This window comes from Mesorhizobium loti R88b, from assembly GCF_013170845.1.
Taxonomy (GTDB): domain Bacteria; phylum Pseudomonadota; class Alphaproteobacteria; order Rhizobiales; family Rhizobiaceae; genus Mesorhizobium; species Mesorhizobium loti_B.
On sequence record NZ_CP033367.1, the window covers coordinates 6,954,370 to 6,980,737 of the forward strand.

The following is a 26,368-nucleotide window of genomic DNA, read 5'->3' on the forward strand; positions in this document are numbered from 1 at the left end:
CCGCGACGCGGCTCCGCAATTGGGAGCCTTGGAAAGCATTGTGGTGACATGCATGGCATTTTCATTTTGATGACGAGCTGCGGCGCTTCCTGAGCGCGTAAACCGGGTCATTGGGATGCGCTGCTCCGATCGGTTGCCGCAAGCCGAACCGTTCTGCCTCGGGGACCGCTGGTGGGGTCTGCTCTTCGATCCAATCGTAAACGACGGTCCGTTCGGCGATGCGCCACGCCCCTTCCCTCTTCTGAAAAAGATCGCAGTAACGGCCGCAGAGAAGCACCTGGCGTGCTTCTCCGTCATTGTCTGGTCCGCGTTGCAGCGCGGTGAAATAGCTTTCGACCACTGCCTCCGGCGGGTCGATGAATTCGATCAAGACGTTCGTGATCTGGTGGATTAAGCGCGGTCCGGTTTTGAAGAGACCAAGCGCAAACTCAAAGAAGCCCTCGGCTGAGCCGCGATAGGCACCGTGATTGTCATGCGCATCGGGCCAATATGCACTGCGCAGCGCAGCCTCATCCGCGCGGTCTATGCCGCGGCAGTACCGATAAAGGCAGTCGCGGATCGCCTCGCGGTCGCGCAGTTCGGTGATTTTTGCCTGGCCCATCGCTCTGTCGCAAATTTGAGATTGGAAGAGGCGTTTCGTGCCTCTAGGTGCGTGCAAGGTCGAACCGATCGGCAACTGAAGAAGCCAGAACGGAGACGAACTTCACGTGTTGCGTGCGTGTCATTGAGGTCTCGACGCCGGAGAGAAGGTAGGCAGGGAAGCGGCCGGACATCTTGCTTTGCGGTGTGGGGCCACGTCTCGTCGATTCCACCTAAGCTTCCCCAGTTCTTGGTTGCATGGCGGCTGGTCCGAACCGCGCTGCCGATGTGCGATCGACTTCCAGCGCACGTTCGGGGCAGGATCGCGCGCCTTGTGACGCAAGCAGTTGCTCCCCCTCCGCAACCTGAATGTCACCGGGCAGGATGTAGCCATCGTCATCAAGCTTGAAGATGTCCGGCGCTTGCGCCCAGCATCGCGCGTGACCCTGGCATTTGGCATTGTGGACGATAATGCGCATAGCGCTGCCTCCATTGTCTTGGCATGGCTCGGCGATGGTCATGACCAGTCCAAGATCAGATTTTCGATCCCGAACACATGGCCGCCACAGGTGATGGGCGCTGTACCCTCCTTGATCCGGAAGGTCGGTATGCGCGCCAGCCACTCCTCCAGGCCAATGACAATCTCGCGCCGGGCAAGGTGTGAGCCAAGGCAACGGTGGGGACCATAGCCAAAGGCGGCGTGGCGGTTGTGCTCTCGCGCCAGATCGACCGTGTTGGGGGATTCGAATTCCTCCGGGTCGCGATTTGCAATCATCGTGGCGCACGAAACATAGTCTCCCTTTCGGATCGGCGCGCCTTCGAAGTCGATATCTTTCGTAGCCACGCGGATCAACTGAATGGGCGGATAGGCCCGCAGCAACTCTTCGGTTGCGAGCAGGATGCGGTCCGGTTCGCTGCGCAGCAGTTCCTGATCCTTGAGGTTGCGCGCTAGATAAGCCAGGTCAAAGCCAATAGCTGCTGCGACAGTGTCAAGTCCCGCGACGAACACAAGCACGCCGATGCCACGGATCTCCCCGTCGGTTAGCCGGCGGCCTTCGATCTGTGCCTGCACGATGAAGGTCATGAGATCGTCGACCGGATCCTTGCGGCGATTGGTTGCAAGTTCATCGATGAAAGCCACAATCTTGCGGGCAGCCACAGGTCGTTCCACATCGTCGCCGTGGAGCAGATCTTTCGCCCAGCCGACAAATGTATCGAGTCCCTGATCCGGCAACCCCAGAAAGCGAAGGAAGATGCTGACAGTGAACGGAAAGGCAAAATCCTTCATGACGTCGCAGCTCGTGGCCGATGCGGTGATCCGGTCGATCAGGGCTATCGCTCGCTCACGGACAGCCGGTTCCAGTGCCGTCACCCGCTTGGGCGAAAGCAGCGGACTGAGCAGTGAGCGAAATGCGCCATGGGCCGGTGGATCGAGCTCAAGCGGGATCGTCGGCCAGGTTTCGCCCAGTATGGAGGAGAAGATGCTGCGATGGCTGGAAAAAGTTTCAGTGTCCTGCAGCACCTTACGCTGGTCTGCGGCGCGGGTGATGACCCAGGTGCCCCGGCCATCTTGCGTGTTGTAGGGGGAATAGAAGATCGGAGGCCCGTCATGGGCGCAAGCGACGGCTGCGTGTGGATCCCCGTTGGGCGTTGGTGGCATGCCTGGCGATGTGAACAGGCTGAAGTCTCTCACCATTTCGGGCGGGACATGATCTGGAACCGGGTTGATCGCCATTGCATTTCTCCTGCCGTCTAACCACTAACCAGGCCGCGCACCATGGCATCTTGGCCATCCAGCAAGCTTGTTGCCCTCTTGGCCAGACCGCTGCCTGTCCGCCAAAGAGCCGACGAGCGAAATCGTCGGAGACGCGGCGTTTTCCAGCTTCGAACGGCGAACCGGAATGAAGCTCTTGCTCCACAGCGGTTCGGGGTCGATCATCTCTTCGAGGATATCCGCAGCGCGGCACGCGAAAGACCGGCTGGCCGCCGAAGTGCTCGCCGGTCTCCTCAAGCGCCGGCGAGAGGACAGGAGCAAGCACATTCTGGTCGAACCGTATCTGCAGGTCGATCGGTGGCCATTGGCCGGTGCCGGGCGGTTGTGACGGTGACGCCAGTCACGCCGGTCGATATTGCATTCCGCGGGCAATGCCCGTTTCGGATAGAAACTGAACTGACGCTGACCTGACATGTCGTCTTCCTTCATTGCATTGAGCACTCACGAATGGACGCCAGTCGGTATCTCCTGCCGTCTCACATGAGAGCTTCAAAAGTCGTGCCAACGGCGCGGAAAGAGCCCTGCAGGAGATTTTCTACATATCATTCAACAGCTTGAACGAATGCGCAGCCGCAAGCCTGGCGGAGCAAAGCCGTGTCCCGGACATGACAAACCCGACGGCAAAGTCGCGGCAGCTTCAAAATGCTCCGAGAGCACAAGGCGGTCTTCCCGTCACTTCAGGACCGTGCCCGCCTCACGCAAGCGCAGTTCAGGAAGATGGGCATGGCCAGCTTGCTAATGGACGTGCTGGCTTTTTTGTACCCGTTGTCGATTTCGAAGCGGTCTCGCGGGCGTCGGTAGGGCGAAGCGCGTGGGCCTGTCAGCCGTCTCAATCCTGAGAACGGAGGCCATAGGGACCCTCGTCAGGTTAACCCCGATCGACTCCTGTCCCTCGTTCCGAGTTTGAGCCCAGATTTTCGCTTCGAATACGAGCCACGTGTTCGCCGACCCGGCGACCCGGCGACCCTCCGGTCCGACTTCCGACATTTTTGTCCAGCTTCGGACAAAGAGGGGGCGCGGCTTGATACGCATAAACGGGATCTCCTCTGCCCAGAGCTCACGATCAGATGATTATGGGCGCGCTCGCTCTCGGCGAAGGCACGGTCTTGGCCGCTCAAGGCAAAGAGTGTCGCTGCAAAAAACAGTGTGAACCCCCAGCCTAAAATCAAATGGCACGGCGCTTGCGTCGTACTCGGCAGAACCCATCACAAGGTGGCCAGGAGTAAGACCATTGCTGACATCGCGACGCCCCGTACAAGCGCGTAGTGAAACCGTTCTCGTGCCGCCACAAATCGAGAACGCCCGTGCTCGCGAGCGGTTTTGCCATGGCTGATCCAAGGTCGACGCAAAACGCGCGGCGCTCGACCGAATTGCCGGCCGCGGTCGATGCCGTGTCAGTTTCAACCGAAAAAGCAGCGCACCAGTTTTCCTCCAGGAGCACATTGATGACGGTCAAAAAAAAGGTTCCTTTTGTCACCTTTCGCACGCGTGTTCGCGATGAGTCCATCGAGGGGCCAAACCCGTACCGCTGGGAAGACAAGACATCCGACGACTATTTCAGCGGCAAGCGCATCATCCTGTTCTCGCTGCCCGGTGCCTTCACCCCGACCTGCTCGACCTTGCAGTTGCCCGATTTCGAAATGCTCTACGACGAGTTCGAGAAGGAGGGAATTGACGCGATCTACTGCGTTTCCGTCAACGATGCGTTCGTCATGAATGCGTGGGGCAAGGCCCTGGGGCTGAAGAAAGTCCAGCTCATACCAGACGGCTCGGGCGAATTCACCCGCAAGATGGGCATGCTGGTTGCCAAGGACAATCTCGGCTTCGGCATGCGCTCCTGGCGCTACGCTGCCGTGATCAACAATGGCGTAGTGGAGCAGTGCTTCGAGGAGAACGGTTTCTGCGACAACAGCGAGGCCGACCCCTATGGCGTATCGTCGCCGCAGAACGTCCTTGAAACGCTGAGAGCCGCCAAAGCCGTGACGGCTGCATGATCTAGACGAGTCAACGTCTCGAAAATCCCCTTGCACAAGGCGAAGGGTCGCTCGGTAGGAGTTTCACGCTAACCATGGAGTCCTCAGCAAGCCTGCTTCAGCGTCAGAAGCAATCGTTGGTTTTGACGCCGCAAATGATGGAATCCATTCGCCTGTTGCAACTGGCGCATCCCGAACTGCATCAGTTCGTCGAGCAGGAAATCGAGAAGAACCCCTTTCTGGAACGGGCATCAAACCGGGCGCCGAAGGACATTCCGTCGATTTCGGCCGGGAAGCCGCGCATCGGGCCGACCACGGGCGGAATATCGGATCAGGCCTCGCAGTGGAAATCAATCCGCGGCAAAAACAATGTCCAACCGGGGGGAAACCATGCGTTCGAAGATACCTGGACGTCCATCGAAACATTGCACGACCATGTCGCTCGTCAGATCGCTCTCAGCGCATTCGCGCCGCTGGAGCGGCGAATAGCTGGCGAGCTTGCCGGTCATCTGGAAGACACCGGATACCTTCCGGTGAACCTTGCGGAACTGGCCCGCAGCCTGAATGTCCGGGAGGCTGTTGTGGAACGGGTTCTCGGAACCTTGCAGCAGTTCGATCCACCGGGTATTTTTGCGCGAACTCTCAGCGAATGCCTTGAGATACAATTGCGGCAGCTAGACAGATTCGACCCGGCAATGGCAGCGCTGGTCGCCAATCTTGAAGCGCTGGCGCGACGCGATTTTCAATCATTGAAGCGCCATTGCGGTGTCGATGAAGACGACCTTCTCGACATGTTGCACGAAATCCGCGCGCTCGATCCCAAGCCTGGAAATCGATTCCAATCCGGAGGGCCTGAATCGATCATTCCCGACGTCTTGGTCCAGCCCTCTCCCGGAGGTGGGTGGCAAATCGAACTCAATCCAGACACGCTGCCCAGGCTGCTGATGAACCAAAACTATTTTGCCCAGGTCTCCCGCCTAAGCGCCCAAAATTCGAAAGACCAGTCATTTCTCAACGAATGCCTCCAAAACGCGAACTGGCTAATCCGCAGCCTTGATCAGCGCGCCAAGACGATCCTCAAGGTAGCGGCTGAAATCATCCGCCAGCAGGACGCCTTTTTTGAACATGGGGTCGCCCACCTGCGGCCTCTCAATCTCAGGACTGTCGCGGATGCGATCAACGTGCACCAGTCGACGGTAAGCCGGGTAACGTCGAACAAGTACATGCTGACCCCGCGCGGCGTGTTCGAACTGAAGTATTTTTTCACTGTCGCGATCGGCTCCTCCGAAGGCGGCGACGCGTACTCCGCCGAAGCTGTGCGCCATCAAATCAAGGCGATGGTTGCCGTGGAATTGCCCGACGAAGTGCTTTCCGACGACGACATCGCCACGCGGCTCAAGGAAACCGGGATCGACATTGCTCGCCGCACCGTTGCGAAATATCGTGAGGCGCTGAACATCCCGTCCTCCGCGCGACGTCGCCGGGAAAAGCGCGTGCGGCTTCGATGCCAATCAAGCCCGGACGGCGGCGGCGACGAAAGCAGCTCTTAATCCAAAGCGAACCCGTTCTTGATCCGTGCCAAATGGCTTTCGCCTTCCTCCGGGCCAAAACAGCTTTCGAAATCGCCGCATTCCTGACAACTGGGCGCGGTGCATAGCGAAAAGCCTTCAGCCTCGCAGAGCTTACGATAGAAATACTTCTTCCATTTCATGTTTTTGGTGTTGCCGGCCGCCAGCGCCGGGAAATGCCTGGCCATTAAGCGGCTGAGTTCGGCCCGATTGAAAAGGCCAAGGTCCTGCCACAGATGGTCATTGCGCAAACTGCGCCTGGCGATGATCTTGGCGAAGAGGGTGCTCGCCGGATCGCCTGGTCTGGCATGCCCAATAAGCAAGCCGCGCAGAAGCCCTTCCTCCATATCCGGCTCGGGATCGGTCAGCTTTTCCAGCGCGAAGGCGTTGACGGGAACAGCCGGGAAATAGCGTGTCATGACATCTCGCAGGTCGGCACGCGAAAGGCCGGTTGCTTCGGTCGCGGTCGCCTTGCCGGCCTCGACCTCCTCGAACGCGAGGTAGAAAACACAGGCAAGCACATGCCGGTCGAACGCCGCCGCCTGGTCTGTCGGCGGCCATTGGCTGGTGCTGAAACAGCCACGGTGATGGGCGAATGTGGCGCCGTTCTGCTGGTCTTGTCCCCAGCTCATGCAGCAAGCTTGTCGGCCGCAAGGTGGGTCTGGCAGTTCTTCGGGCAGACGCGGCCGCAGGCGCCGCAGCCGATGCAGCGGCCGGCATGGTCGACGATCATGACCATGCGGTTGAGCTCGCCGTCGAAGTCGTCGTCCTCGCCCGCGCAGATGCCGAGGATTTCGCCTGCGTCATCGACGCCATGAAGGTGCATGACCTCGCGCGAGCAGACCTTGAAGCAGCGGCCGCAGCCGATGCAGGTCGCGCCATCGATCGCCGTCAGATAGTGCGGCGTCCAGGGAGAGCCGTCGCGGGTGACGAAAGCGCCCGTCATTGTGAATTCTCCAACGCTGCGAGTTCTTCCTTTGCCGCATCCAACTCGGCAAAAACCTCGAAGGCTTTCCAGGCGACCGCCTCGATCTCGGTCCAGTTGACCGGAAGGTCCTCGGCAAGGTCGTGCAATTCCATCTTGGCGGCTCCCGCGCGCGACTGCAGCTTGCGGACCTTCTTCTGCAACAGCGCAAGGTCTGACATGATCCCCTTCCTCGCAAGCCGGTCGTTACGCCCGCGCCATGTCGGGACGCGCTTCGATGGCCACGACCGCATCGCCGGCGCGCCGGCCTCGGCGGGTTTCCGGAACGTCTCGAAGCCGAGCCGGTGATGCCGATGGTAGGCGAGACGCTGCAGCCAGCTTATGCAATCCCGCGCGGCGAGACGCAGGTCCGTATCCTGCACCTCGAGTTCGGCATAAGAGCGGTTGAGCGCAGACGACAATCAAGATCTTGTTCCCGACGTCGACGCGGGCGGTGAGCGCATATTGTGAGGGTGTCGATTTGGCGACACCCATATGCCAGAGAAGGCGGATCTCGCGTGGACCCGGCGCGTTGCTTTCCTTCGCTCCATTGATCGCATCAACCAGGATCTAAATGATCGCGCGGCGGCCGCCGCCTCAGGAGGAAGCCCCAAGCGCCGTGCCGGGAACGCAGGACGCAGCTCATAAAAAATTGTCTTCATCCCATTCATTGGTTTGCTCAAGAGCGCGTCAGGAAGACAGGCCGGCACCAAGCGTGTCGTGGATTGGACAAACCCGACGACAGGTTGGGGCCGCCCGTTCAGGAACGGCCCGACAGGATTGCTGGGGAGGCAAGCTGAATTCACGCCGCGTTCAACCGTGTTGCACATTGGTCTCATCCCACCCCTTTGTCAGTTCCAAGGCCTGCCGCTCGAACAGGCGGCGGTAGATGCCGTCGCGACGGATCAGCGCGTCATGGTCGCCCTGCTCGGTGATGCAACCACGGTCGAAGACAAGCAGCCGGTCGAGTGCCCGCACCGTCGAGAGCCGGTGCGCAATGACGAGCGTGGTGCGCCCGACCATGAGCCGCTCCATCGCCTTCTGGATCAGCACCTCCGATTCCGAGTCGAGGCTTGATGTCGCCTCGTCCAGAATGAGGATCGGGGCATCGGCGAGGAAGGCGCGCGCTATCGCCACACGCTGGCGCTCGCCGCCTGAGAGCTTCACGCCGCGTTCGCCGACCAGCGTACCGTAGCCGTTCGGCAGGCGCGCAATGAAGTCATGCGCGCTGGCGAGCCGCGCCGCCTGCTCGACATCGGACCGAGAAGCACCCGGCCGCCCATAGGCTATGTTCTCGGCCAGCGAGCGGTGGAACAGGAGGGGCTCCTGCTGTACGATCGCGATCTGCGAGCGTAGCGAACCCTGCGTCACCCGCGAAATGTCCTGCCCATCGATCAAGATTCGTCCAGCATCCAGGTCGTAAAGCCGCTGGATGAGCTTGACGAAGGTGGTCTTGCCGGAGCCAGAGGGGCCGACCAGACCGACCCGCGCGCCGGCCTCAATCGAAATCGACAAGTCGCTGTAAAAGGGCGACCAATGATTGCCGTAGTGGAAGTGGACGCTCTCAAAATCGATGTGACCCTTCGTGATCCGGATCGGCTTGGCGCCCGGATCATCGGCCACGTCGGGCGGCTGGCTGTAGGTTTGGACCAGTTCCTCCATCTCATTTACAGAGCGCTGGATGTTGCGCACGTGTATGGAAACATCACGCAAGTAGCCATATAGGACGGTGAAAGAGGCGAGCACCAAGGCGATGTCACCTGGGGTAGTCTGGCCGCGCGACCACAAAAATAAGGCATAGCCAATCAAAGCCGCTCTCATCGCAAGAAGCATGATCCCCTGGAATGCAGCACTGACCGTCCCGCGCACCCAGGTCCGGAGGGTGCGGTGCCGCCACTTGGAGATGACTTTCGCAAGGCGATGATCTTCCCGCACCTCGGCGCCGAAGCCTTTGACCACCGCGTTACAGCTGATCGCGTCCGCAAGCGAGCCGCCAAGCCTCGTATCCCAGTTGTTGGCGAGGTTTGCGGCTGGCGCCACATAGCCGAGCGACAGGATAATGATCAGCGCCACATAGCCAACCGAGCCGCAAGCGATGATCAGCCCCATCATCGGCCAATACCAGCCGAGCAGAACGCTCGACCCCACGAGCATGATAAGCGACGGGAACAAGGCAAGAAGGATCGTGTCGTTAAGGAGGCAGAACGCCCACATGCCGCGCGTGATCTTGCGCACCGTAGAGCCGGCGAAGGTTTTCGCATGCCAATCGGTCGAAAAGCGCTGGACGCGATGGAACGCGTCGCTGGCGATGTCCGACATCATCTTCAGAATGAAGTCATTGACGGCAATGAAGGCGATGTTGCGCATGACGACGGCGCCGAGTGCGAGCGCGATCAACATTGAAAAGGCCGCAAGAGCCGCATCCCACACGACGGCGTCGGCTGCCGCTCCTTGGGCGACCGCGTTTACGAGCCGTCCGGAATAGAGCGGCGTCAGAACGTCAAGGAGCGTTGCCACCAGCACCGCGATCATAATGATCGCGAGCCGGACCGGCTGCTTGCTCCAGTGGCGCATGGTGAAGGCGAAAACGTCGCGAAAGGCGGCGCCGCGTAGATCGATGTGAAAACGCCGCGTGGCTTTGTACGAGCGCAGCAGGCCGCTCGGTCTCAAGAAACCCGAAATGGAAGGTCTGCGTGAGGACGAAAACATCGCTCGGAATGCGGGTGGCTGATCTGGACCTGACATGTTGCTTTCTTTCCTTCGTTCCATCGATCGCGATGTCACCCGCGAGATGAATATCGGCCGCGGGCACGCGCTGCCCTACGAGGAGAGAACCGCAAAAGCCGCGCCAAAGGCTCAGAAAGAAGCTCAGAAGAATTTTCTGCATATTCTACAATGACAAACGAGATCTCAGCAGGGCAACGGGGGCGTAACAGTGCCGTGTCGCGCACGCGACAAACCCGACAGGACGCCTCGGTCGCGCGGGCATCCTTGGCGAACGGCCCGACAGGATTGCTCCTCACGCGAGGCGGAATCTACGCCCGCCCGATTCAACGGCGTTCCGCGTTGAACAATTCCCGCCGATGTCGGACATGCGACATAGCAGTGTTAGAGCCATCATGTTGTTTTGAAATGATTCCCTTCTTTGGCACGGTCCATGCGTAGCTGTTCGCGAACGCGTCCGGCCTGAAGGAGAGACAGTCCATGATCAAGCGCACCGAAAACGCCGTGGCCTAAAGACCGCGCTTGCCGGGGGCCGAGCCGGCGCAACGCTGGCGCACCAAGGTCGAGGCGGGTTGCCGCGCCGGCGCCAAGAAGCGCGCAGGCCGAATGTGGCGGCGGCAACTCCTTCGGCTAACCATCATCATCATCATCATCATCATGACAGACCGGGCGTGCGCCTTGTGTGATTGCGCTCAGCAGAAGGATCACATCCATGAGACCTGTTTATCTGGACAACAACGCAACGACACGGGTCGATCCTGAAGTCGTTCAAGCAGTGCTGCCGTTTTTTACCGACCAATTCGGCAACCCTTCGTCGAGCCACGATTTTGGCGCTTCCGCCGGGGCGGCGGTGAGAAAGGCGCGCCTGCGGGTGCAAACGCTGATCGGAGCGGAGTTCGAGGACGAGATCACCTTCACCTCGGGCGGGACGGAAAGCGACAACGCCGCGATCCTTTCTGCGCTCGAGGTGATGCCTGAGCGCACAGAGATCGTGACTTCCGCAGTCGAGCATTCGGCCGTGCTGACGCTTTGCGCCCACCTTGAGAAGACGCGCGGCATCAAGGTGCATAGGATCCCGGTGGATCGCCACGGCCGGCTCGACCTCGACACTTATAAGGCCGCCCTCACCCCGCGCGTGGCGATCGTCTCGATCATGTCGGCGAACAACGAGACCGGAACGATCTTCCCGGTGGTCGAGCTTGCTGAGTTGGCCAAGGAAGTCGGCGCCCTTTTTCATACCGACGCGGTGCAAGCGGTCGGCAAGCTTGCGATCGACTTGAAATCGACGGCAATCGATATGCTGTCTCTCTCCGGTCATAAATTACACGGACCGAAAGGGGTCGGCGCACTTTATGTAAAACGCGGCGTGCGCTTCTGTCCGCTGATCAAGGGGGGAGGCCAGGAGGGCAACCGCCGCGCCGGCACGGAGAATACGCCAGGCATCGTCGGTCTCGGCGTGGCAGCCGATCTTGCCTTGAAATTCATGGACGACGCGAACACACGGGTAAAGGCGTTGCGCGACCGCCTGGAGAAGGAACTTCTCCAGCGCATCCCACACGCCTTCGTCGCCGGCGATTTGCTAAAGCGGTTGCCGAACACCGCAAACATCGCCTTTGGAGATATCGAAGGTGAGGGCATACTGCATTTCCTTAATCGCGAGGGCATCGCCTGCTCCTCCGGCTCTGCTTGCGCCTGCGGCTCGCTGGAGCCGAGCCACGTCTTGGTGGCGATGAACATCCCCAATAGCGCGGCACACGGGGCAATCCGTTTCTCCTTTTCGCGCAACAACGGCGAGGAGGACGTCGACCGCGTGCTCGAGGTCATGCCCGGGATCGTTAAGAAGCTGCGTGAGCTTTCCCCATCTGCCAGCCAGGCGAGAGGACTTCAATCAGCTCCAGGCCTGGGCGACAAGGCAAACCCGACCACCGTTTCCGGCCCAGGAGAATGCAATGCGCAGTTGTTTCGCTGAAAGCCGCGCCATCGATGTCACCGACATCCTCGCCCGGCTGAAGAGCCTGTCGGCTGCGGAGGAGTTCTTCGCAGCCCTTGGCATCTCTTATGATCCGAAGGTGCTCAATGTCTCACGGCTGCATATCCTGAAGCGCATGGGCCAATATCTCGCTGAAGAGGATTTCGCCGGCCTTCCCGACGGGGTGATCGCCGCGCGGGCGCGTGCGACGTTGGAACGCGCTTATGAGGATTTCGCGACATCCTCGCCACTCACCCAACGGGTCTTCAAGGTGCTCAAAGAGCACGATCCCGACAAACCGGCCACTCGGGACCACACCTTTGTCCCGTTCGAGTCGATCCTGAGGCGGTTCGGGACAGAATAACGCGACACGAGTGCGACGCGACAATGTCGAAAAGCCGACAAACCCGGTCATCACGACGGCACCTTCGGAAGAAAACAACCCATGTCAAAAGGAACAGAGCAACGCAAAATGGTTGGCACGAATGATGCTGCGAAGGAGATGAACGCCAGGGCCGCTTGCGGATTGGAGCCGAGAAAGACGCAATGCACATTGTAATCTGTATCAAGCAGGTGCCGGACTCCGCGCAGATACGTGTCCACCCGGTGACGAACACGATCATGCGCCAGGGCGTGCCGACCATCATCAACCCTTACGACCTGTTCGCCCTCGAAGAGGCACTGAAATTGCGCGGCGCCCATGGCGGCGAGGTCACCGTGCTTACGATGGGTCCGCCGATGGCAGAAGATGCGCTGCGCAAGGCGCTCACCTATGGCGCCGACCGAGCGGTACTCTTGACCGACCGCTGTTTTGCCGGCTCCGACACGCTGGCGACCTCCTTCGCGCTTTCTCGGGCAATCGTGAGAATTGCCGAGACCTTCGGCGCGCCGGACATCGTCTTCGCCGGCAAGCAGACGATTGACGGCGATACCGCCCAGGTCGGGCCCGGCATCGCCAAGCGCCTCGGCCTCCTGCAGTTCACCTATGTGGCGAAGATCGACTCTATCGATGTCGATGCGCGCGAGATCACCGTCAAGCGCCGTTCGGAAGGCGGTACGCAGATGCTGAAAAGCAGGCTGCCTTGCCTCATCACAATGCTGGAAGGCACCAACGAAATCCGCAGGGGCTCGCTCGACGACGCCATGCGCGCCGCGCGCAGCCAGATCGTGAAATGGAGCGCGGCCGAAGCTGGCATTGAGGACCTCAACAAATGCGGCCTGCGCGGCTCGCCGACGGTCGTCAAGCGCGTTTTCGCCCCAACCACGAAGGCGGAAAAGGCGACGCAGATCGACATGACCGACAAGACGCAGCACGACCTCGCTGACGAACTGATCGCCGCAATCTTTACCCGCCAGCCAGCGCTGGAACACGAACTCGCCTTCGACGGCGGCCAGTGACGGGACGGCAAGGAGAGATGATGTCGAACGCGAACCGCGAAGCCCCTCCTTCCGCCGGCCGTGCCGGCATCAAGAGGGAATTGCCTGAGCACTTTAGGGACTATCGGCACGTCTGGGTTTTCATCGAACTGGAACGCGGCGAGGTCCATCCCGTGTCCTTCGAACTGCTTGGCGAAGGCCGCAAGCTCGCCGACAAGCTAGGCATCCAGCTTGCGGGGATCGTGCTCGGACCGCCGGGCGAGGCCACGCAGCATGCCGTTGCCGAGGCCTTTGCTTACGGCGCCGACCTTGTCTACCTCGTCGAGGCACCGCTGCTTGCCGACTATCGCAACGAGCCTTTCACCAAGGCGATGACGGATCTGGTCAATACCCACAAACCGGAGATCCTGCTTCTCGGTGCGACCACGCTCGGCAGGGATCTCGCTGGCTCAGTAGCGACGACCTTGCTGACAGGGCTCACTGCCGACTGTACCGAACTCGATGTAGATGTCGACGGTTCGCTCGCCGCGACCCGTCCGACTTTCGGCGGTTCCTTGCTATGCACGATCTATACGCTCAACTACCGGCCGCAGATGGCCACGGTACGACCGAGGGTTATGGCCATGCCACCGCGGACGGACAAGCCGGTCGGGCGTGTCATCCGGCACAAGCTGTCAATGACCGAGGAAGAGATCATCACTAAAGTCCTTGGCTTCAACCTCGATCGCCAATCGGCAAAGGCAAATCTCGCCTACGCCGACATCGTGGTTGCCGGAGGCCTCGGTCTCGGCTCAGCGGAGAATTTGCAGCTTGTGAAGAATCTAGCGCGGGCAATCGGCGCCGAATATGGCTGTTCGCGCCCGTTGGTCCAGAAGGGCTGGATGCCTGCCGATCGGCAGGTTGGCCAAACTGGCAAGACCATCCGGCCAAAGCTTTACATAGCGGCCGGGATTTCCGGCGCCATTCAGCATCGGGTTGGCGTGGAGGGGGCTGATTTGATCGTGGCCATCAACACCGACCCGAACGCCCCGATCTTCGAATTTGCCCATCTCGGCATCGTCACCGACGCAATCCGTTTCCTGCCGGCATTGACGGAAGCTTTCACCCGGCGGCTGTCGCCGCACAGCCACGACAAGCTTGCGAGCTAAAGGGAGAGGGCCATGATCGAGCAAGAATTCGACGCCATCGTCGTCGGGGCCGGTATGTCCGGAAACGCGGCCGCCTACACCATGGCAAGCCAGGGCCTGACGGTGCTGCAGTTGGAGCGCGGCGAGTATCCGGGCTCCAAGAATGTCCAGGGCGCCATCATGTACGCCGACATGTTGGAGCAAATCATTCCGGATTTCCGGGATGATGCGCCTCTCGAGCGGCATCTGGTCGAGCAGCGATTCTGGGTGATGGACGACACCTCCCACACCGGGATGCAGTATCGATCGGACGATTTCAACGAGGCGAAGCCCAATCGCTACACGATCATCCGCGCCCAATTCGACAAGTGGTTTTCGCGCAAGGTGCGCCAAGCCGGCGCGACGGTGCTGTGCGAGACGACGGTGACCGAACTTGTCCGCAGTGCCAGCGGCAAGGTGATCGGCGTGCGCACCGACCGGGCTGGCGGGCCGATCTACGCGGACGTCGTCGTGCTCGCAGAAGGTGTCAACGGGCTGCTCGGTACACGGGCCGGCCTGCGCAAGATGCCGAAGCCAGAAAGCGTGGCGCTCGCTGTCAAGGAAATGCATTTTCTACCCGATGAGGTCATTGAGCAGCGGTTCGGCCTCCAGGGCGACGAAGGCTGCGTGATCGAAGCGGCGGGCACGATTTCCCGCAGCATGGCCGGACTGGCCTTCCTCTACACCAACAAGGAGTCGATCTCTCTCGGCATCGGCTGCCTCGTCTCCGATTTCGCCCAGACAATGGAGAGCCCTTACGTCCTCCTCGACAACTTCAAAAACCATCCTTCGATCCGGCCGCTGATCGCGGGCTCGGAAGTCAAGGAGTATTCCGCGCATCTCATTCCCGAAGGTGGCTACAAGGCAATTCCGCAGCTCTTCGGCGACGGCTGGGTGGCGGTCGGTGATGCCGCCCAACTGAACAACGCTATCCACCGCGAGGGTTCGAACCTCGCCATGACTTCCGGCCGCATCGCGGGCGAGGCAATCATTGAGATCAAGGGCCGCAACCAGCCGATGATCAGGAGGAACCTCGCCCTCTACAAGACCATGCTGGACAAGTCCTTCGTAGTCAAAGACCTGATGAAATATAAGGACATGCCGGCCCTGATACACACCAATTCCCGCAATTTCTTCATGACATACCCGCAGTTGATGTCGCAGGCCGCGCAGAACTTCATGCGGGTCGACGGCACCCCGAAAATCGAGAAGGAAAAGGCGACCACTGCTGCCTTCATCAAGGCGCGTTCGCGCTGGGGGCTGATCAGCGATGTGGTCCGCCTGGCACTCGCGTGGCGCTGAAGGAGAAACAGGATGACGATGGCCGTGACGAAGTTACGAGTCGAGGAGAAGCTTTATCAGAACCGCTATCTGGTCGATCCGGGCCGCCCGCATATCAAAGTGCGACCGCACGAGAGGCCGAGCGCGAACCTGCTCGCGCTGACACACATCTGCCCGGCCAAGTGCTATGAGTTGAACGACAAGGGACAGGTGGAGACCACTTCCGACGGCTGCATGGAATGCGGCACCTGTCGCGTGTTGTGCGAGGCCAACGGTGAGATCGTATGGAATTACCCGCGCGGCGGCTTTGGCGTACTCTTCAAGTTTGGATGACTGGCGCAAAGAGCGAGAACGAGAGGCTCGCAATTGCGGTCAAGACCGCCAATATTGTTCACAATTGCCGAAAAGCTGAAAATACTATGTTTCTGGAACTCGAAGTACAAAAAAGGGGTTGGGAGGAGCACCTTGGACAACCCTTGAGGTGTTTGCATGGCTCACATGCTTCCAGATCAGGTCGGTGAAATTGTATCTCGGAACACTCCGCCTGAACCTGCGGTCGAAGCGGCGCGCAATGCGGACAGCTTGCTCAGGGGAATCTACGAGATATCGAAGATTCTGACTGCCCCGACCCGGCTGGAGATTACGCTTGCCAATGTCGCGAATATCCTCTCCTCGTTTGTGCAAATGCGTGATGGCGCAATCGTCGTCCTGGACGCTGAAGGAGAGCCGCAGATTAGCGCAACTACCGGCGGTGCTGTGCCTAAGTCAGCCGCCGGCAGCGTCATACCCCAGGCTGTAATAGACAAAATCGTCGCTACTGGAGTTCCGATCGTCATACAAGACACAAGCACGTCCGAGCTATTTCAGGCTGATCCTCAATCGAGCAGCGGCACGGTCGCAACTGCGTTTATCGGTGTCCCGCTAAAGGCTGAGGAAAAGATCTTCGGGACGCTGTCGATCGACCGCGTCAGGAACGGTACCACCAGGTTCCGCTACGAGGAGGACTTACGTTTCCTGGCCATGGTCGCCAATCTGGTCGGCCGGACCATCCGCCTGCATCGCACTTTGAGCACGGCTGGTCAGCGACTTATCGAGAAGCAACCGAGACCAGAGCAGTCGCTCGACGAGGACAGGACCCATTCGGCCCGACATCCGCATGTCAAGATCGACGGAATCATAGGAGAAAGTCCCGCGCTCAAGCAAGTGCTGGAGATCGTCTCGGTCGTGGCCAGGACCAATTCCACCGTGCTTCTTCGAGGCGAAAGCGGTACCGGCAAGGAGTTCTTTGCACAGGCCATCCATAAGCTTTCACATCGGAGGGAGAAATCCTTCGTCAAATTGAACTGCGCGGCACTGCCCGAAAGCGTTTTGGAATCGGAGCTCTTTGGCCACGAGAAGGGCGCCTTCACCGGGGCTATCCTGCAGCGCGCTGGCCGGTTCGAATTGGCAAATGGCGGAACCCTGCTGCTTGATGAAATCGGCGAGATTTCGCCTGCCTTTCAAGCCAAGCTGTTGCGCGTCTTGCAGGAAGGAGAACTGGAGCGAGTGGGCGGCACCAGGACCCTAAAAGTTGACGTGCGGCTCATATGCGCCACCAACAAGGACCTCGAGACGGCTGTCCGGAATGGAGAGTTCAGGGCCGACCTTTATTACCGCATCAATGTGGTGCCAATAGTCCTGCCTCCCCTCAGAGAACGACCGGGCGATATTCCACGCCTTGCGAACGCTCTCCTCGACCGATTCAACAAGGAGAACCATCGCGATCTTGGCTTCACGCCGTCGGCGCTTGACCTGATGTCGCAATGCTATTTCCCTGGCAACGTGCGTGAGTTGGAGAATTGTGTGAGACGGACGGCCACACTTGCGCGTTCAACGACAATAACTGCGTCGGATTTCGCCTGCAAGAACAGCCAGTGCCTGTCTTCGCTTCTGTGGAAAGGAGTCGACCGTTCGCACGGCGCCTATGCCGTCGACGAGTTCGCACGTGGCAATATGATGCCGGTTGGATCGCCGCTGCCTGCCATGCGAGTCGGCCCCTCACAGAATGAGGCATCGCCCGGCGAGACCTGCGACCCCCACCATCCCGTTTGCCCTGCAATGAACCCGCGTCTGACGGAACGCGACCGGCTGATTGATGCGATGGAGAAAGCCGGCTGGGTTCAGGCCAAGGCGGCTCGTGTTCTTGGTCTCACGCCGCGGCAGGTCGGCTATGCTTTGCGCCGGCATCGTATCGGAGTGAAGAAGTTCTAAACGTCCCTGATGACATCAAACGTGGGGGCGCGCTTGCTGCCCGCACCGGGCGTAACTGAGACAAGACGTCACTTTTCGCATTGCTTTTGACCGTTGTCGGCGACCTGACAAAACCGTGTCGCAGGAAACGGACACAATTGGACACAAAAGGCCGACGTAAAAGCCAACATGACGGATAAGACCGCTTTTGGGGTTGGCATATCTCTTGCGCTCTGAAGTGCGATGTTCACATCACGCACGGAGCCGCTCCATGTCCGCACCGATGATTTCGCTACAGGGCCTTTCCGGCACGACAGTCTTCGATCAGTCGCCGGCGAGAGCGAAATCCGGTGGCTGCGCATCTTCATCCTGCGGCTCCTCCGCGAAGCCGCACGAGATGGACTCGGCCGTCTGGGAGAAGATCAAGGATCATCCCTGCTTTTCAGAGGAAGCGCACCACTATTTCGCGCGCATGCATGTGGCGGTCGCCCCAGCCTGCAATATTCAATGCAACTACTGCAATCGCAAATTTGACTGCGCCAACGAAAGCCGGCCTGGGGTCGTTTCGGAAAGGCTGACGCCCGACCAGGCGCTGCGCAAGGTGATCGGGGTTGCCAACGAAGTGCCGCAGCTTTCCGTGCTTGGCATCGCCGGACCGGGCGATGCCTGTTACGACTGGAAGAACACAAAGGCGACATTCCAACGGGTCGCCAAGGAAATCGCCGACATCAAGCTGTGCATCTCAACCAACGGGCTCGCGCTGCCAGACCGCGTCGCCGAGCTTGCCGAAATGAATGTCGATCACGTGACGATCACCATCAACATGGTCGACCCGCGGATCGGTGCCAAGATCTATCCGTGGATCTTCTATGACAACCGCCGTTATACCGGCGTTGAGGCAGCCACGATCCTGCACGAACGACAGATGTCGGGGCTGGAGATGCTGACGGCGCGCGGCATCCTCACCAAGATCAATTCGGTAATGATCCCCGGCGTAAACGATGAGCACCTGATCGAGGTGAATAAATGGGTCAAGGAGCGCGGCGCGTTCCTGCACAATGTCATGCCGCTGATTTCCGACCCGGCGCACGGTACGCATTACGGCCTGAGTGGGCAGCGCGGCCCCAAGGCAATGGAGCTGAAGGCCCTTCAGGATCGTCTCGAAGGCGGCGCCAAGTTGATGCGCCACTGCCGGCAGTGCCGGGCCGATGCTGTCGGCCTGCTCGGCGAGGATCGTGGCCAGGAATTCACGCTCGACCGGCTTCCCGACAAGGTCACGTACGACGCCAGCAAGCGCGAGACATATCGGGCAGTGGTCGCGCGCGAGCGGGGCGATCGCCTGGCGGCCAAGAGCGAGGCGCTCGGGATGGTCAAGACCGCAGGCTCCGGCAAATCGCTTCTGGTAGCGGTGGCGACCAAGGGTGGCGGCCGCATCAACGAGCATTTCGGCCATGCGAAGGAATTCCAGGTTTATGAGGCCTCTCCGAAAGGGATCAGTTTCGTCGGTCATCGCAAGGTCGAACAGTATTGCCTCGGCGGCCGGGCCGAGGACAAGAGGCTCGACGGCGTCATCTCTACGCTCGAAGGCGTAGACATCGTGCTGTGCGCGAGAATTGGAAATTGCCCCGAGGATCGTCTCAAGGAAGGTGGGATCCGAGCAACAGACGCTTACGGGTATGACTACATCGAGACCGCGATCGGCGCGCTTTACGCCGCCGAGTTTGGGAGTGAGCCACTGGCTGCGACGGCCTGAGCCGCCTCATTCTAACCGAACCGGAGTTGAAAATGGCCTTTAAGATCATCGCTTCCCAATGCACCCAGTGCGGTGCCTGTGAGTTTGAATGCCCTTCGGGCGCGATTAAGTTCAAGGGCGAGATCTACGTGATCGATCCGAAAAAGTGCACCGAATGCGAGGGGACCTTCGAAACGCAGCAATGCGCCTCGGTATGTCCGGTGTCGAAGACTTGCGTCCCTGCCTGACCTCCATTTCGGCTACCGACACGGTCGAGGCGCCTCCGCAGGACTATTGACCTCCTGTTGGAAAGCTGCAGCCGAGAGAAAGGAACGGCCATGAGCCTCGGACGCGAACAGGACATCGAAATCCGTACACCCCCGCGATTCATGCCGGGTGAGCGGGTCCGCGCCACACGCCACATAAAAAATGACGGCACCTATCCGGGCAAGGAGATCGGTGAAAATCTGGTGCGCAAAGGCGACGAGGGCTATGTGCGCGACATCGGCACCTTTCTCCAGCAGTTCTACATCTATGCGGTCGAATGGGTCGATCGCGGCACCGTCGTCGGCATGCGTGCGCGTGAACTCATGAGCCTTGAGACGGCCCGGACTCCTTCCAGTGCCGAAATCGGTGCTGGCTTTAACAAAGGAACGGCCCGATGAGGGTAATGATCCGCAGGACCGGTGCTGGCTTGTCGGCATATATTCCCAAAAAGGATCTCGAAGAGCCGATCATCAAGGTCGACAACGAACACTTATGGGGCGGGGCTGTGACGCTGAAGAACGGCTGGCGGTTAGTTCTGCCCGACCTTCCGTGGGACACGCCTTTGCCGATTACCGTCGAGGCAAGGAAGATTTCCGGCGAGGACTGACCTTCGGGTTGACACAAAGAGAGCGGCAAAGGGATACGAGCATGAACACAATGACCTCGGGCCATCTCGTCGTCATTCGGGACAGTTTTGCCGAAAGGCAGCTTGACCTTTTGAAGAAAGCGCTCGCGGCCGATCAGGTCATTCCCTATCTCGGCCCGGGTCTGCTTGAGATCCGCTCCGCGGGACCGCCCGTACCGCATACCCCCGAAGCCGTTGCCGCAGCGCTCAACAAGCGCACGCCAGCCCCTTCGAAGATTCGCACCAACATGTGGTCGGTAGCGCAGTATATCGAACAGCGCCGGCACCGCCGGACGCTTCAAGCTTGGATGGCCGAAATATTCGCGGCCCCGGTGGTGCCGACCATCTTGCATGCCTGGCTTGCAACGCTGCCGCTCTCCGTGATCGTCGACAGCTGGTACGACGGTGCCATGCGCGCGGCTCTAATACAGACCCGCCGAACGGACGTCGTCGAAATACAGGGCGTAACACGGGCGCACGAGATCGGTGACATTTGGACGAAAGCCTACGATTTGTCCGGGATATTACTCGAATCCGCACCAGCGGCGAAGACGGTTCTCTACGCCCCTCACGGCGGTGCCAGGCCGGCCGCAAACTTCCTCGTCGCAGATTCCGACTACGTTGAAGTGCTGAGCGAAATCGACATCCAGACGCCGATCCCTGACCTGGTGAAGGAACGGCGAGCCAGCCGTGGTCTTTTCTTCATCGGCTGCCGCTTCAACGATCAGATGCTGCGCACCTATGCCCGGCAGATCATGAAGCGCTCCAATGGCCCACATTTTGCGGCAATCGATACAGCGACGCTGACCAAGAACGAGCGTCGTTTCCTTGCGGCAAGCGCAATCACGGTCATTGACATGCCGACGGGTCAGGCCGCAGCCCGTCTCGTCGGACTGGGCGAGACATTGCATGAAGCCAAACGGGGTATCGTTTGAGCCATTCTCAGACGCCTCAACATTGCCGAAAAGGTAAAACGGGCAATTGACTTCCGGGTTTTTCAACAACTCCGAGAGGCGCTCTGAAAAGCTACGACGGTTATTTCATTCGAGGCTGCAGTGGATATGGCATTCGATGCTGCGGATGAACACAGCGGCGACGGGCTCGAACCAGCCGAGCAGAGCATAGTCTGGCGCCAGGGTTGTCGCGGCGAGCGGTCGCAGCTGATCGGCTTCACTTGGCGGTAAAAGCTGTGGCACGGCGCGATGACCAGGGCCGGTTGGGGTCGATGCCAATCGAGCTAAGGCCAAGCGTGCTCACCGCATAGGCGGTCACCTGCCACTGCCATCCCAGAGTGTCAGGATGATCGCGTTGCGACAGCTTGGCGCGCCGCAGACGCGAGCGATTGGTTCAGGGCAGCCCGCTTCGCCATCAACGAGACCCACTGCTGCATGAGTTGTAAACGCCCGCACCACGGCGCCGCGAATCCGCGCTTGTGGCGCCATGACCTTGAGGCGAGTGAGTTCGGCGCTAACAACGCAGACTGAACCAATCCGATCAGCCCGGCCCATGCCGGAGAGCACGGCGACCAATGCCGCCAGCTCCACCACGCAGGGGGACACGATCCCGCCTGCGGCTAAGCGCGAGTTGAAAAGCATACGTCGACGCCCGCCATTTCCGCATGCACCGCCTTGGATAAGGCCTGCCTCGAGGCATGATGCGGGCCTGGTTGGCCTTCCTGTCGATGCCAGCTTCGTAAGCAGCGGCTCCCGCGAGGTCGAGCAGTTCTAACTGGCGGCTTGAGTTGACGGCGCTCACGCACAGCCGTTCCAGTGCGGCCGGTTATGCGGCCTTCCTTCCCTTCCCATTTGGCTTGGGCAAGCTTCTGGGTGATCCTCTGCATCGCCGGTCGCAGAGAGGTCCGGTCTGCAACGTCAGCACAGGCCACTATTGCGGCCGCCTCGGGATGTATGCGTCCCTCTCATCTGTTTGGCCGGACTGGGCGAGCTTGCACCCGGTCGGACATGCAGTCCAACCTGGATGCGCGCTTCCACATCAAGCCGCATGAAGGCGAAGAAAATCCTCATACGTCGCTTGCAACCCGGCACCAAGAGACGTTTTGGCTTTCCAGCCAAGGTTACGCAAGCGCGTTACGTCCAGTAGCTTGCGCGGAGTACCGTCTGGCTTCGTCGTGTCGAACACCAAATTGCCCTCCCAGCAGACCGCCGCCTTGACGAGTTCCGCCACCTCGCGAATTGTGACGTCCTCACCAACGCCAACATTAATCAGGGGCGCAGTGTCGGGGGCTGTCAAGGCGTCAAAATCCGAATCTGGCAGGCCAAGCAGGAACGCAATGGCATCTCCTACATCCGACGAATACATAAACTCTCGCCGAGGATTTCCGGATCCCCAGACCCCCACAGAGGAGTCGCCGTTCATTTTAGCTTGATGAAAGCGGCGTATCAGAGCAGGCAGAACGTGACAATTTTCGGGGTGATAATTATCGCCGGGACCATATAAATTGGTCGGCATCAACGCGAGATAGCGCGCCTTGTACTGCCGGTTGAAAGACCAGCACGATTCGACACCTGCGATTTTTGCCAAAGCGTAGGGACGATTCGTCGCTTCAAGCGGACCGGTGAGAAGGTATTCCTCCCGTATCGGCTGCGGACAGTCGCGTGGATAGATACACGAGGAGCCAAGAAAAATCATCCGTTCGACGCCGGAAGCGTAAGCGGCATCAAAAACACTGACTTGAATCGCGAGGTTGTTATGAAGGAAATCGACAGGGGAGCTGGCGTTCGCCAGTATACCACCAACCTTTGCGGCGCACATAACGACGTAATCTGGCCGCTGCGACATGAAGAACCTGCGCGTCTCGCTCCGGTCAAATAGATCCAGTTCGTCGTGAGTACGTGTTATTATCTCATAGGATCCTAATGCCTCGAGGGCTCTCATTGTGGCGGATCCAACAAGGCCGCGATGGCCTGCCACATAGACTTTCTTCATCTTTTTGTTTTCCATTGTTAACGCTCTGGGCGCTCCTTAAGAAGGCCACCATAGCACTGACAACAACCCAGCATGGCGCCGCCGTTGTCAGCATAACTCTCGTGGACTGTGTGAATAATAACCCTGCTTCATCAGCACTGCTTCACGCTCAGCCATGCGCAAATCTTCCCGAACCATCTCCCTAACCAATTCGATGAAGGAGATTTTGGGCTCCCACCCAAGTTTTTCTTTCGCCTTGCGGGCATCGCCGAGAAGTGTCTCGACTTCTGCAGGACGAAAATAACGGGGATCTACTTTTACGATCAGAGCTCCCGTCTTTGCATCGTACCCCTCTTCGTCGACCCCTTCCCCCACCCAACGAACATCGATGCCGAGTTCAGCGGCCGCGACGGTGACGAATTCGCGCACCGAATGTTGCTCACCGCTAGCGATCACAAAGTCTTCAGGTTGCTCCTGCTGCAGCATCAACCACTGCATCTGGACGTAGTCTCGAGCGTGCCCCCAATCGCGACGCGCATTAAGGTTGCCCAGAAATAGAGTGCGCTGCATTCCAAGCTTAATCCGAGTCAAGGCGCGCGTGATTTTGCGAGTTACAAATGTTTCTCCGCGCGCAGGTGACTCATGATTAAATAAAATGCCGTTACACGCATACAAATTGTAAGATTCTCGATAGTTTACGGTGATCCAGTGAGCATACAATTTGGCAACAGCGTAGGGGGACCGGGGGTAGAACGGTGTCGTCTCGGTCTGTGGCGTTTCCCGCACCAGCCCGTAGAGCTCAGACGTCGAGGCTTGGTAGTAGCGCGTATGCTTGACGAGCCCCAGGATCCGAATTGCCTCGAGGATACGCAGCGCACCCAAGGCATCGGAGTTCGCGGTGTATTCTGGTTCTTCAAAGGAGACTGCAACGTGGCTCTGAGCTGCCAAATTGTAAATTTCGTCCGGCTGAACCAGTTGGATGACGCGCGTAAGGCTCGACGAGTCTGTCAAGTCCCCGTGGTGAAGTGTAAGATCAACGCCACTTTCATGAGGGTCATGATAGAGATGGTCTATACGGCCCGTATTAAAAAGAGACGATCGTCTCTTTATCCCATGCACGGAATAGCCCTTTTCTAAAAGCAATTCTGCGAGGTAGGAACCGTCTTGCCCCGTAACCCCGGTGATTAAAGCTACTTTTCTCTTTGACAAGCTTGAATCCTTTTGATTTTGACGCGCCCATGAAAACGCTCGCGTGCGGCGGGATTGCGTGGCGAGAAAGGGGCGTATTGGGCAGGGCGAACGGGGGCCTCTGCGCGAAGGCAAGTGAGAGTTCGAGCGGGATGCCAGCCTTTCATGGAGCCGGGGGACGTTCGAAAGAGTTGTCGATCAAGATCAAACGACGCGGGTCATTCAAATCGAATTCGACAATTCGTGGCACGAAGAGGCGGGCATAGCGGGTGAAGGCGCTAGTCGGAGGAAAGCGAATAACAGTGTCGCATCGACCGAGGAGATACATCTCAACGAGCGCGGAAAACCCCCCGTCGGTGCCCAGTGCTGCACTGTGTAAGGGGCCGGCCTGATCCTCCTGGAAGCGTTTTGGGACGGTGAAAAGTTCGGGAAATACGCCCGACAGGTGATCAACAACCTTGGCGCTGTCTGTACACAAGAACACCCTTACAGGTCTTGAATGCGGTTGCGCCTTGGCCATACGAATGGCAGTGCATACCTGCTCTAAGGCAACCTTTGGATCAGCCCAGTAAGGTGCGTGATCCATAATATCTTCGCCGTTGCCGTGGCGGACATGGACTCCAATTATGCTGTGCCCGTCAAAATGTTCCTGGTAGAGCGCTTCAATGCGATCCTCAATTTCGACCCTCGGTGTGATGCTCCTAAATATGGTTCGCTCCGCCTTTTCATCGCAGCGCCACATCAAGCAAGCATCACACACTACCGTGTTGGCTTCACAATCATCTTGGGCCTGGAAAAGATCGTTAAGCTCGTCACGTTCTTGGAAAATCTGTTCATCCGGACGGTACACGCAGTCGATGGATGGCTTGTTCCACCACGACGGGAAGAAGGGACCAGGGAATGAGACGTGGTTGATCTGGTCATCGCAAATGACCCGTACACCACCGATATCCGCAATTGGCTTGAAGAAAGCTGGAAAGGCATTCGCAAACGGGTTGTCAAGGTAACAAGAGCCGCGCCAATCTATTGCTAAAGCGCGTCCCGTCCGATGTGCGTAGTCCCAAGCCGACGCGAGAGACCACAGGCAATCACCGAGACCCGTGCGCCGTCGAGAAACAACGAACCGATCGTTCCTTGAGCGATCAACAAGCATCTAAATTGCCTCTCTCCAGAACACCACAAGCCTCAGCTTTGCTGCTGCGTTTGAGGCAAGCGCCTGCGCAATTCGGGGAAGATTGTCGTGCTGTGCCAATGCGATGTAGCTTGCGTCTGTCGCGGAAGTGCCTGGCCGCGATGGACGCGCGCCTGGGCTGGTCTTCCGCGCAGACCAGAAAATGCTCTTCGGAGCCAACGCAAACATCAACCACTTTCCTTAAGGCTGCTACATTCTTGAATTCTTTCTATGCATCGTGCCGTAACATCGGTAAAATCGTCTGTTTCGATGAAACGCATCCACGCCATGGATGGCTAGGGACATGGGTTCCAGAGCGTTGGCTGTGAACCCGCTCGCTGTGCTCGACGCACCGCTAACCCCAGCGGAACCTCACGGTGACAGCACGCAGCATCGACCTAAGTGAGCCGGCCATGAGCGCGGGCCGCGGCCACGAAGCTTCGACTGGGCCAGGTTCTGCACGGGAGCGCCACAAAGAAAGAGGCGATGCGTCGAGCTGTAAGCGAGCCTGAGCTCGCTTTCGAAGCGCTATGCCATCAACCCCAAGACGGTCGCGAAGTGGAGGAGCGGAGTTCGACCGCCGATCTGCCCACCGGCCCCAGGGAGCCGAGATCGAAGGTTCTGTCTGCCGTAGAAGAGGACTGTTGTTGTGGCCTTCCGCCGCAACACACTGCTGCCGCTGGACGATTGCCTCTACGGCCTTGCAGCCGACGATCCCGCATCTGACGCGCTCTTCATTGCACCGATGTCTGCAGAGCAAGCATCGGCTTCTTCCACATTGATATTGCGGAGATCCCAACCGAACAGGGCAAGCTAAACATCAAGGCCTTTGTACCGCGGCACCGCCTGTCGCGAA

Annotated in this window: 26 protein-coding genes and 1 pseudogene; 17 read left to right on the plus strand and 10 right to left on the minus strand. The window is 59.2% G+C overall.

Features of this window, described 5'->3' with window-relative positions:
- Positions 1-61: 61 nt before the first annotated feature.
- The 3 genes from EB235_RS33525 to EB235_RS33535 form a co-directional block, all read right to left on the minus strand.
- Positions 62-601 (minus strand): nuclear transport factor 2 family protein, encoded by a 540-nt coding sequence (locus tag EB235_RS33525; RefSeq protein WP_027033186.1) that lies wholly within the window; start codon positions 599-601, stop codon positions 62-64.
- A gap of 211 nt (positions 602-812) precedes the next feature.
- Positions 813-1,058, minus strand: a complete 246-nt coding sequence (locus EB235_RS33530) for a ferredoxin (protein WP_027033185.1) — start codon at positions 1,056-1,058, stop codon at positions 813-815.
- 38 nt (positions 1,059-1,096) lie between these two features.
- Positions 1,097-2,314: a cytochrome P450 gene (locus tag EB235_RS33535; RefSeq protein ID WP_027033184.1), complete on the minus strand. Its 1,218-nt coding sequence runs from the start codon at positions 2,312-2,314 to the stop codon at positions 1,097-1,099.
- Positions 2,315-2,480: 166 nt separating this feature from the next.
- On the opposite strand from EB235_RS33535, the gene EB235_RS33540 reads away from it, so the two are divergent.
- From EB235_RS33540 to rpoN, 3 genes are all read left to right on the plus strand, one after another.
- Positions 2,481-2,681: a hypothetical protein gene (locus tag EB235_RS33540; protein ID WP_027033183.1), complete on the plus strand. Its 201-nt coding sequence runs from the start codon at positions 2,481-2,483 to the stop codon at positions 2,679-2,681.
- A 1,117-nt stretch (positions 2,682-3,798) separates the two neighbouring features.
- The gene (locus tag EB235_RS33545; protein WP_027033182.1) at positions 3,799-4,347 is read left to right on the plus strand and encodes a peroxiredoxin; all 549 of its coding nucleotides are present in this window, start codon (positions 3,799-3,801) and stop codon (positions 4,345-4,347) included.
- Positions 4,348-4,421: 74 nt separating this feature from the next.
- Positions 4,422-5,876 carry an RNA polymerase factor sigma-54 gene (gene rpoN, locus EB235_RS33550; RefSeq protein ID WP_051371151.1) on the plus strand — a complete coding sequence of 485 codons (1,455 nt, stop codon included), beginning with the start codon at positions 4,422-4,424 and terminating at the stop codon, positions 5,874-5,876.
- Here the strand turns inward: rpoN and EB235_RS33555 are convergent.
- The 4 genes from EB235_RS33555 to EB235_RS33570 form a co-directional block, all read right to left on the minus strand.
- On the minus strand, positions 5,873-6,526 hold the full coding sequence (locus tag EB235_RS33555) for a nitrogen fixation protein NifQ (RefSeq protein WP_027033181.1): 654 nt from the start codon (positions 6,524-6,526) through the stop codon (positions 5,873-5,875). The two genes, rpoN and EB235_RS33555, sit on opposite strands and share 4 nt — an antisense overlap.
- Positions 6,523-6,840, minus strand: a complete 318-nt coding sequence (gene fdxB, locus EB235_RS33560) for a ferredoxin III, nif-specific (protein WP_006333844.1) — start codon at positions 6,838-6,840, stop codon at positions 6,523-6,525. The genes EB235_RS33555 and fdxB overlap by 4 nt, the downstream gene beginning before the upstream one ends.
- On the minus strand, positions 6,837-7,040 hold the full coding sequence (locus EB235_RS33565) for a CCE_0567 family metalloprotein (protein ID WP_027033180.1): 204 nt from the start codon (positions 7,038-7,040) through the stop codon (positions 6,837-6,839). The genes fdxB and EB235_RS33565 overlap by 4 nt, the downstream gene beginning before the upstream one ends.
- A gap of 631 nt (positions 7,041-7,671) precedes the next feature.
- Positions 7,672-9,567 carry an ABC transporter ATP-binding protein gene (locus tag EB235_RS33570; protein ID WP_161634538.1) on the minus strand — a complete coding sequence of 632 codons (1,896 nt, stop codon included), beginning with the start codon at positions 9,565-9,567 and terminating at the stop codon, positions 7,672-7,674.
- 34 nt (positions 9,568-9,601) lie between these two features.
- On the opposite strand from EB235_RS33570, the gene EB235_RS33575 reads away from it, so the two are divergent.
- The 13 genes from EB235_RS33575 (at position 9,602) to EB235_RS33635 (ending at position 21,163) form a co-directional block, all read left to right on the plus strand.
- Entirely contained in the window at positions 9,602-9,757 is a 156-nt protein-coding gene (locus EB235_RS33575; RefSeq protein WP_154674715.1) for a hypothetical protein, read from the plus strand.
- A gap of 537 nt (positions 9,758-10,294) precedes the next feature.
- Complete coding sequence (nifS, locus tag EB235_RS33580) at positions 10,295-11,551, plus strand: cysteine desulfurase NifS (protein WP_027033178.1); 1,257 nt, start codon at positions 10,295-10,297, stop codon at positions 11,549-11,551.
- Positions 11,532-11,915 carry a nitrogenase stabilizing/protective protein NifW gene (gene nifW, locus EB235_RS33585; RefSeq protein WP_006333852.1) on the plus strand — a complete coding sequence of 128 codons (384 nt, stop codon included), beginning with the start codon at positions 11,532-11,534 and terminating at the stop codon, positions 11,913-11,915. Before nifS ends, nifW begins: the two co-directional genes overlap by 20 nt.
- A 182-nt stretch (positions 11,916-12,097) precedes the next feature.
- Positions 12,098-12,949, plus strand: coding sequence for an electron transfer flavoprotein subunit beta/FixA family protein (locus EB235_RS33590; protein ID WP_027033177.1), 852 nt, complete (start codon positions 12,098-12,100; stop codon positions 12,947-12,949).
- A 20-nt stretch (positions 12,950-12,969) separates the two neighbouring features.
- Positions 12,970-14,076: an electron transfer flavoprotein subunit alpha/FixB family protein gene (locus EB235_RS33595; RefSeq protein ID WP_006333854.1), complete on the plus strand. Its 1,107-nt coding sequence runs from the start codon at positions 12,970-12,972 to the stop codon at positions 14,074-14,076.
- Between the two features lie 12 nt (positions 14,077-14,088).
- Positions 14,089-15,396 (plus strand): FAD-dependent oxidoreductase, encoded by a 1,308-nt coding sequence (locus EB235_RS33600; protein ID WP_027033176.1) that lies wholly within the window; start codon positions 14,089-14,091, stop codon positions 15,394-15,396.
- 12 nt (positions 15,397-15,408) lie between these two features.
- Positions 15,409-15,708 carry a ferredoxin family protein gene (locus EB235_RS33605; RefSeq protein WP_027033175.1) on the plus strand — a complete coding sequence of 100 codons (300 nt, stop codon included), beginning with the start codon at positions 15,409-15,411 and terminating at the stop codon, positions 15,706-15,708.
- A gap of 156 nt (positions 15,709-15,864) precedes the next feature.
- Positions 15,865-17,625 (plus strand): nif-specific transcriptional activator NifA, encoded by a 1,761-nt coding sequence (gene nifA / locus EB235_RS33610; protein ID WP_027033174.1) that lies wholly within the window; start codon positions 15,865-15,867, stop codon positions 17,623-17,625.
- Between the two features lie 250 nt (positions 17,626-17,875).
- Complete coding sequence (nifB, locus tag EB235_RS33615; RefSeq protein ID WP_027033173.1) at positions 17,876-19,357, plus strand: nitrogenase cofactor biosynthesis protein NifB; 1,482 nt, start codon at positions 17,876-17,878, stop codon at positions 19,355-19,357.
- A gap of 32 nt (positions 19,358-19,389) precedes the next feature.
- Positions 19,390-19,584: a 4Fe-4S binding protein gene (locus EB235_RS33620; RefSeq protein WP_027033172.1), complete on the plus strand. Its 195-nt coding sequence runs from the start codon at positions 19,390-19,392 to the stop codon at positions 19,582-19,584.
- Positions 19,585-19,674: 90 nt separating this feature from the next.
- Complete coding sequence (locus EB235_RS33625; RefSeq protein ID WP_006333875.1) at positions 19,675-20,001, plus strand: nitrogen fixation protein NifZ; 327 nt, start codon at positions 19,675-19,677, stop codon at positions 19,999-20,001.
- Complete coding sequence (gene nifT / locus EB235_RS33630; protein ID WP_027033171.1) at positions 19,998-20,210, plus strand: putative nitrogen fixation protein NifT; 213 nt, start codon at positions 19,998-20,000, stop codon at positions 20,208-20,210. Before EB235_RS33625 ends, nifT begins: the two co-directional genes overlap by 4 nt.
- Before the next feature lie 41 nt (positions 20,211-20,251).
- The gene (locus EB235_RS33635; protein ID WP_027033170.1) at positions 20,252-21,163 is read left to right on the plus strand and encodes an SIR2 family NAD-dependent protein deacylase; all 912 of its coding nucleotides are present in this window, start codon (positions 20,252-20,254) and stop codon (positions 21,161-21,163) included.
- A gap of 1,057 nt (positions 21,164-22,220) precedes the next feature.
- Here EB235_RS33635 and EB235_RS33640 read toward each other — a convergent pair.
- From EB235_RS33640 to EB235_RS33650, 3 genes are all read right to left on the minus strand, one after another.
- Positions 22,221-23,174 (minus strand): GDP-L-fucose synthase family protein, encoded by a 954-nt coding sequence (locus EB235_RS33640; protein WP_006333891.1) that lies wholly within the window; start codon positions 23,172-23,174, stop codon positions 22,221-22,223.
- 87 nt (positions 23,175-23,261) lie between these two features.
- Positions 23,262-24,362 carry a GDP-mannose 4,6-dehydratase gene (gmd, locus tag EB235_RS33645; protein WP_027033167.1) on the minus strand — a complete coding sequence of 367 codons (1,101 nt, stop codon included), beginning with the start codon at positions 24,360-24,362 and terminating at the stop codon, positions 23,262-23,264.
- Positions 24,363-24,504: 142 nt separating this feature from the next.
- Positions 24,505-25,494, minus strand: a complete 990-nt coding sequence (locus tag EB235_RS33650; protein WP_027033166.1) for a nodulation protein NodZ — start codon at positions 25,492-25,494, stop codon at positions 24,505-24,507.
- A 462-nt stretch (positions 25,495-25,956) separates the two neighbouring features.
- Between EB235_RS33650 and EB235_RS33655 the strand changes: the two are divergent.
- Positions 25,957-26,352, plus strand: a pseudogene (locus EB235_RS33655) (IS481 family transposase); the annotation flags it as partial.
- Positions 26,353-26,368 lie beyond the last annotated feature (16 nt).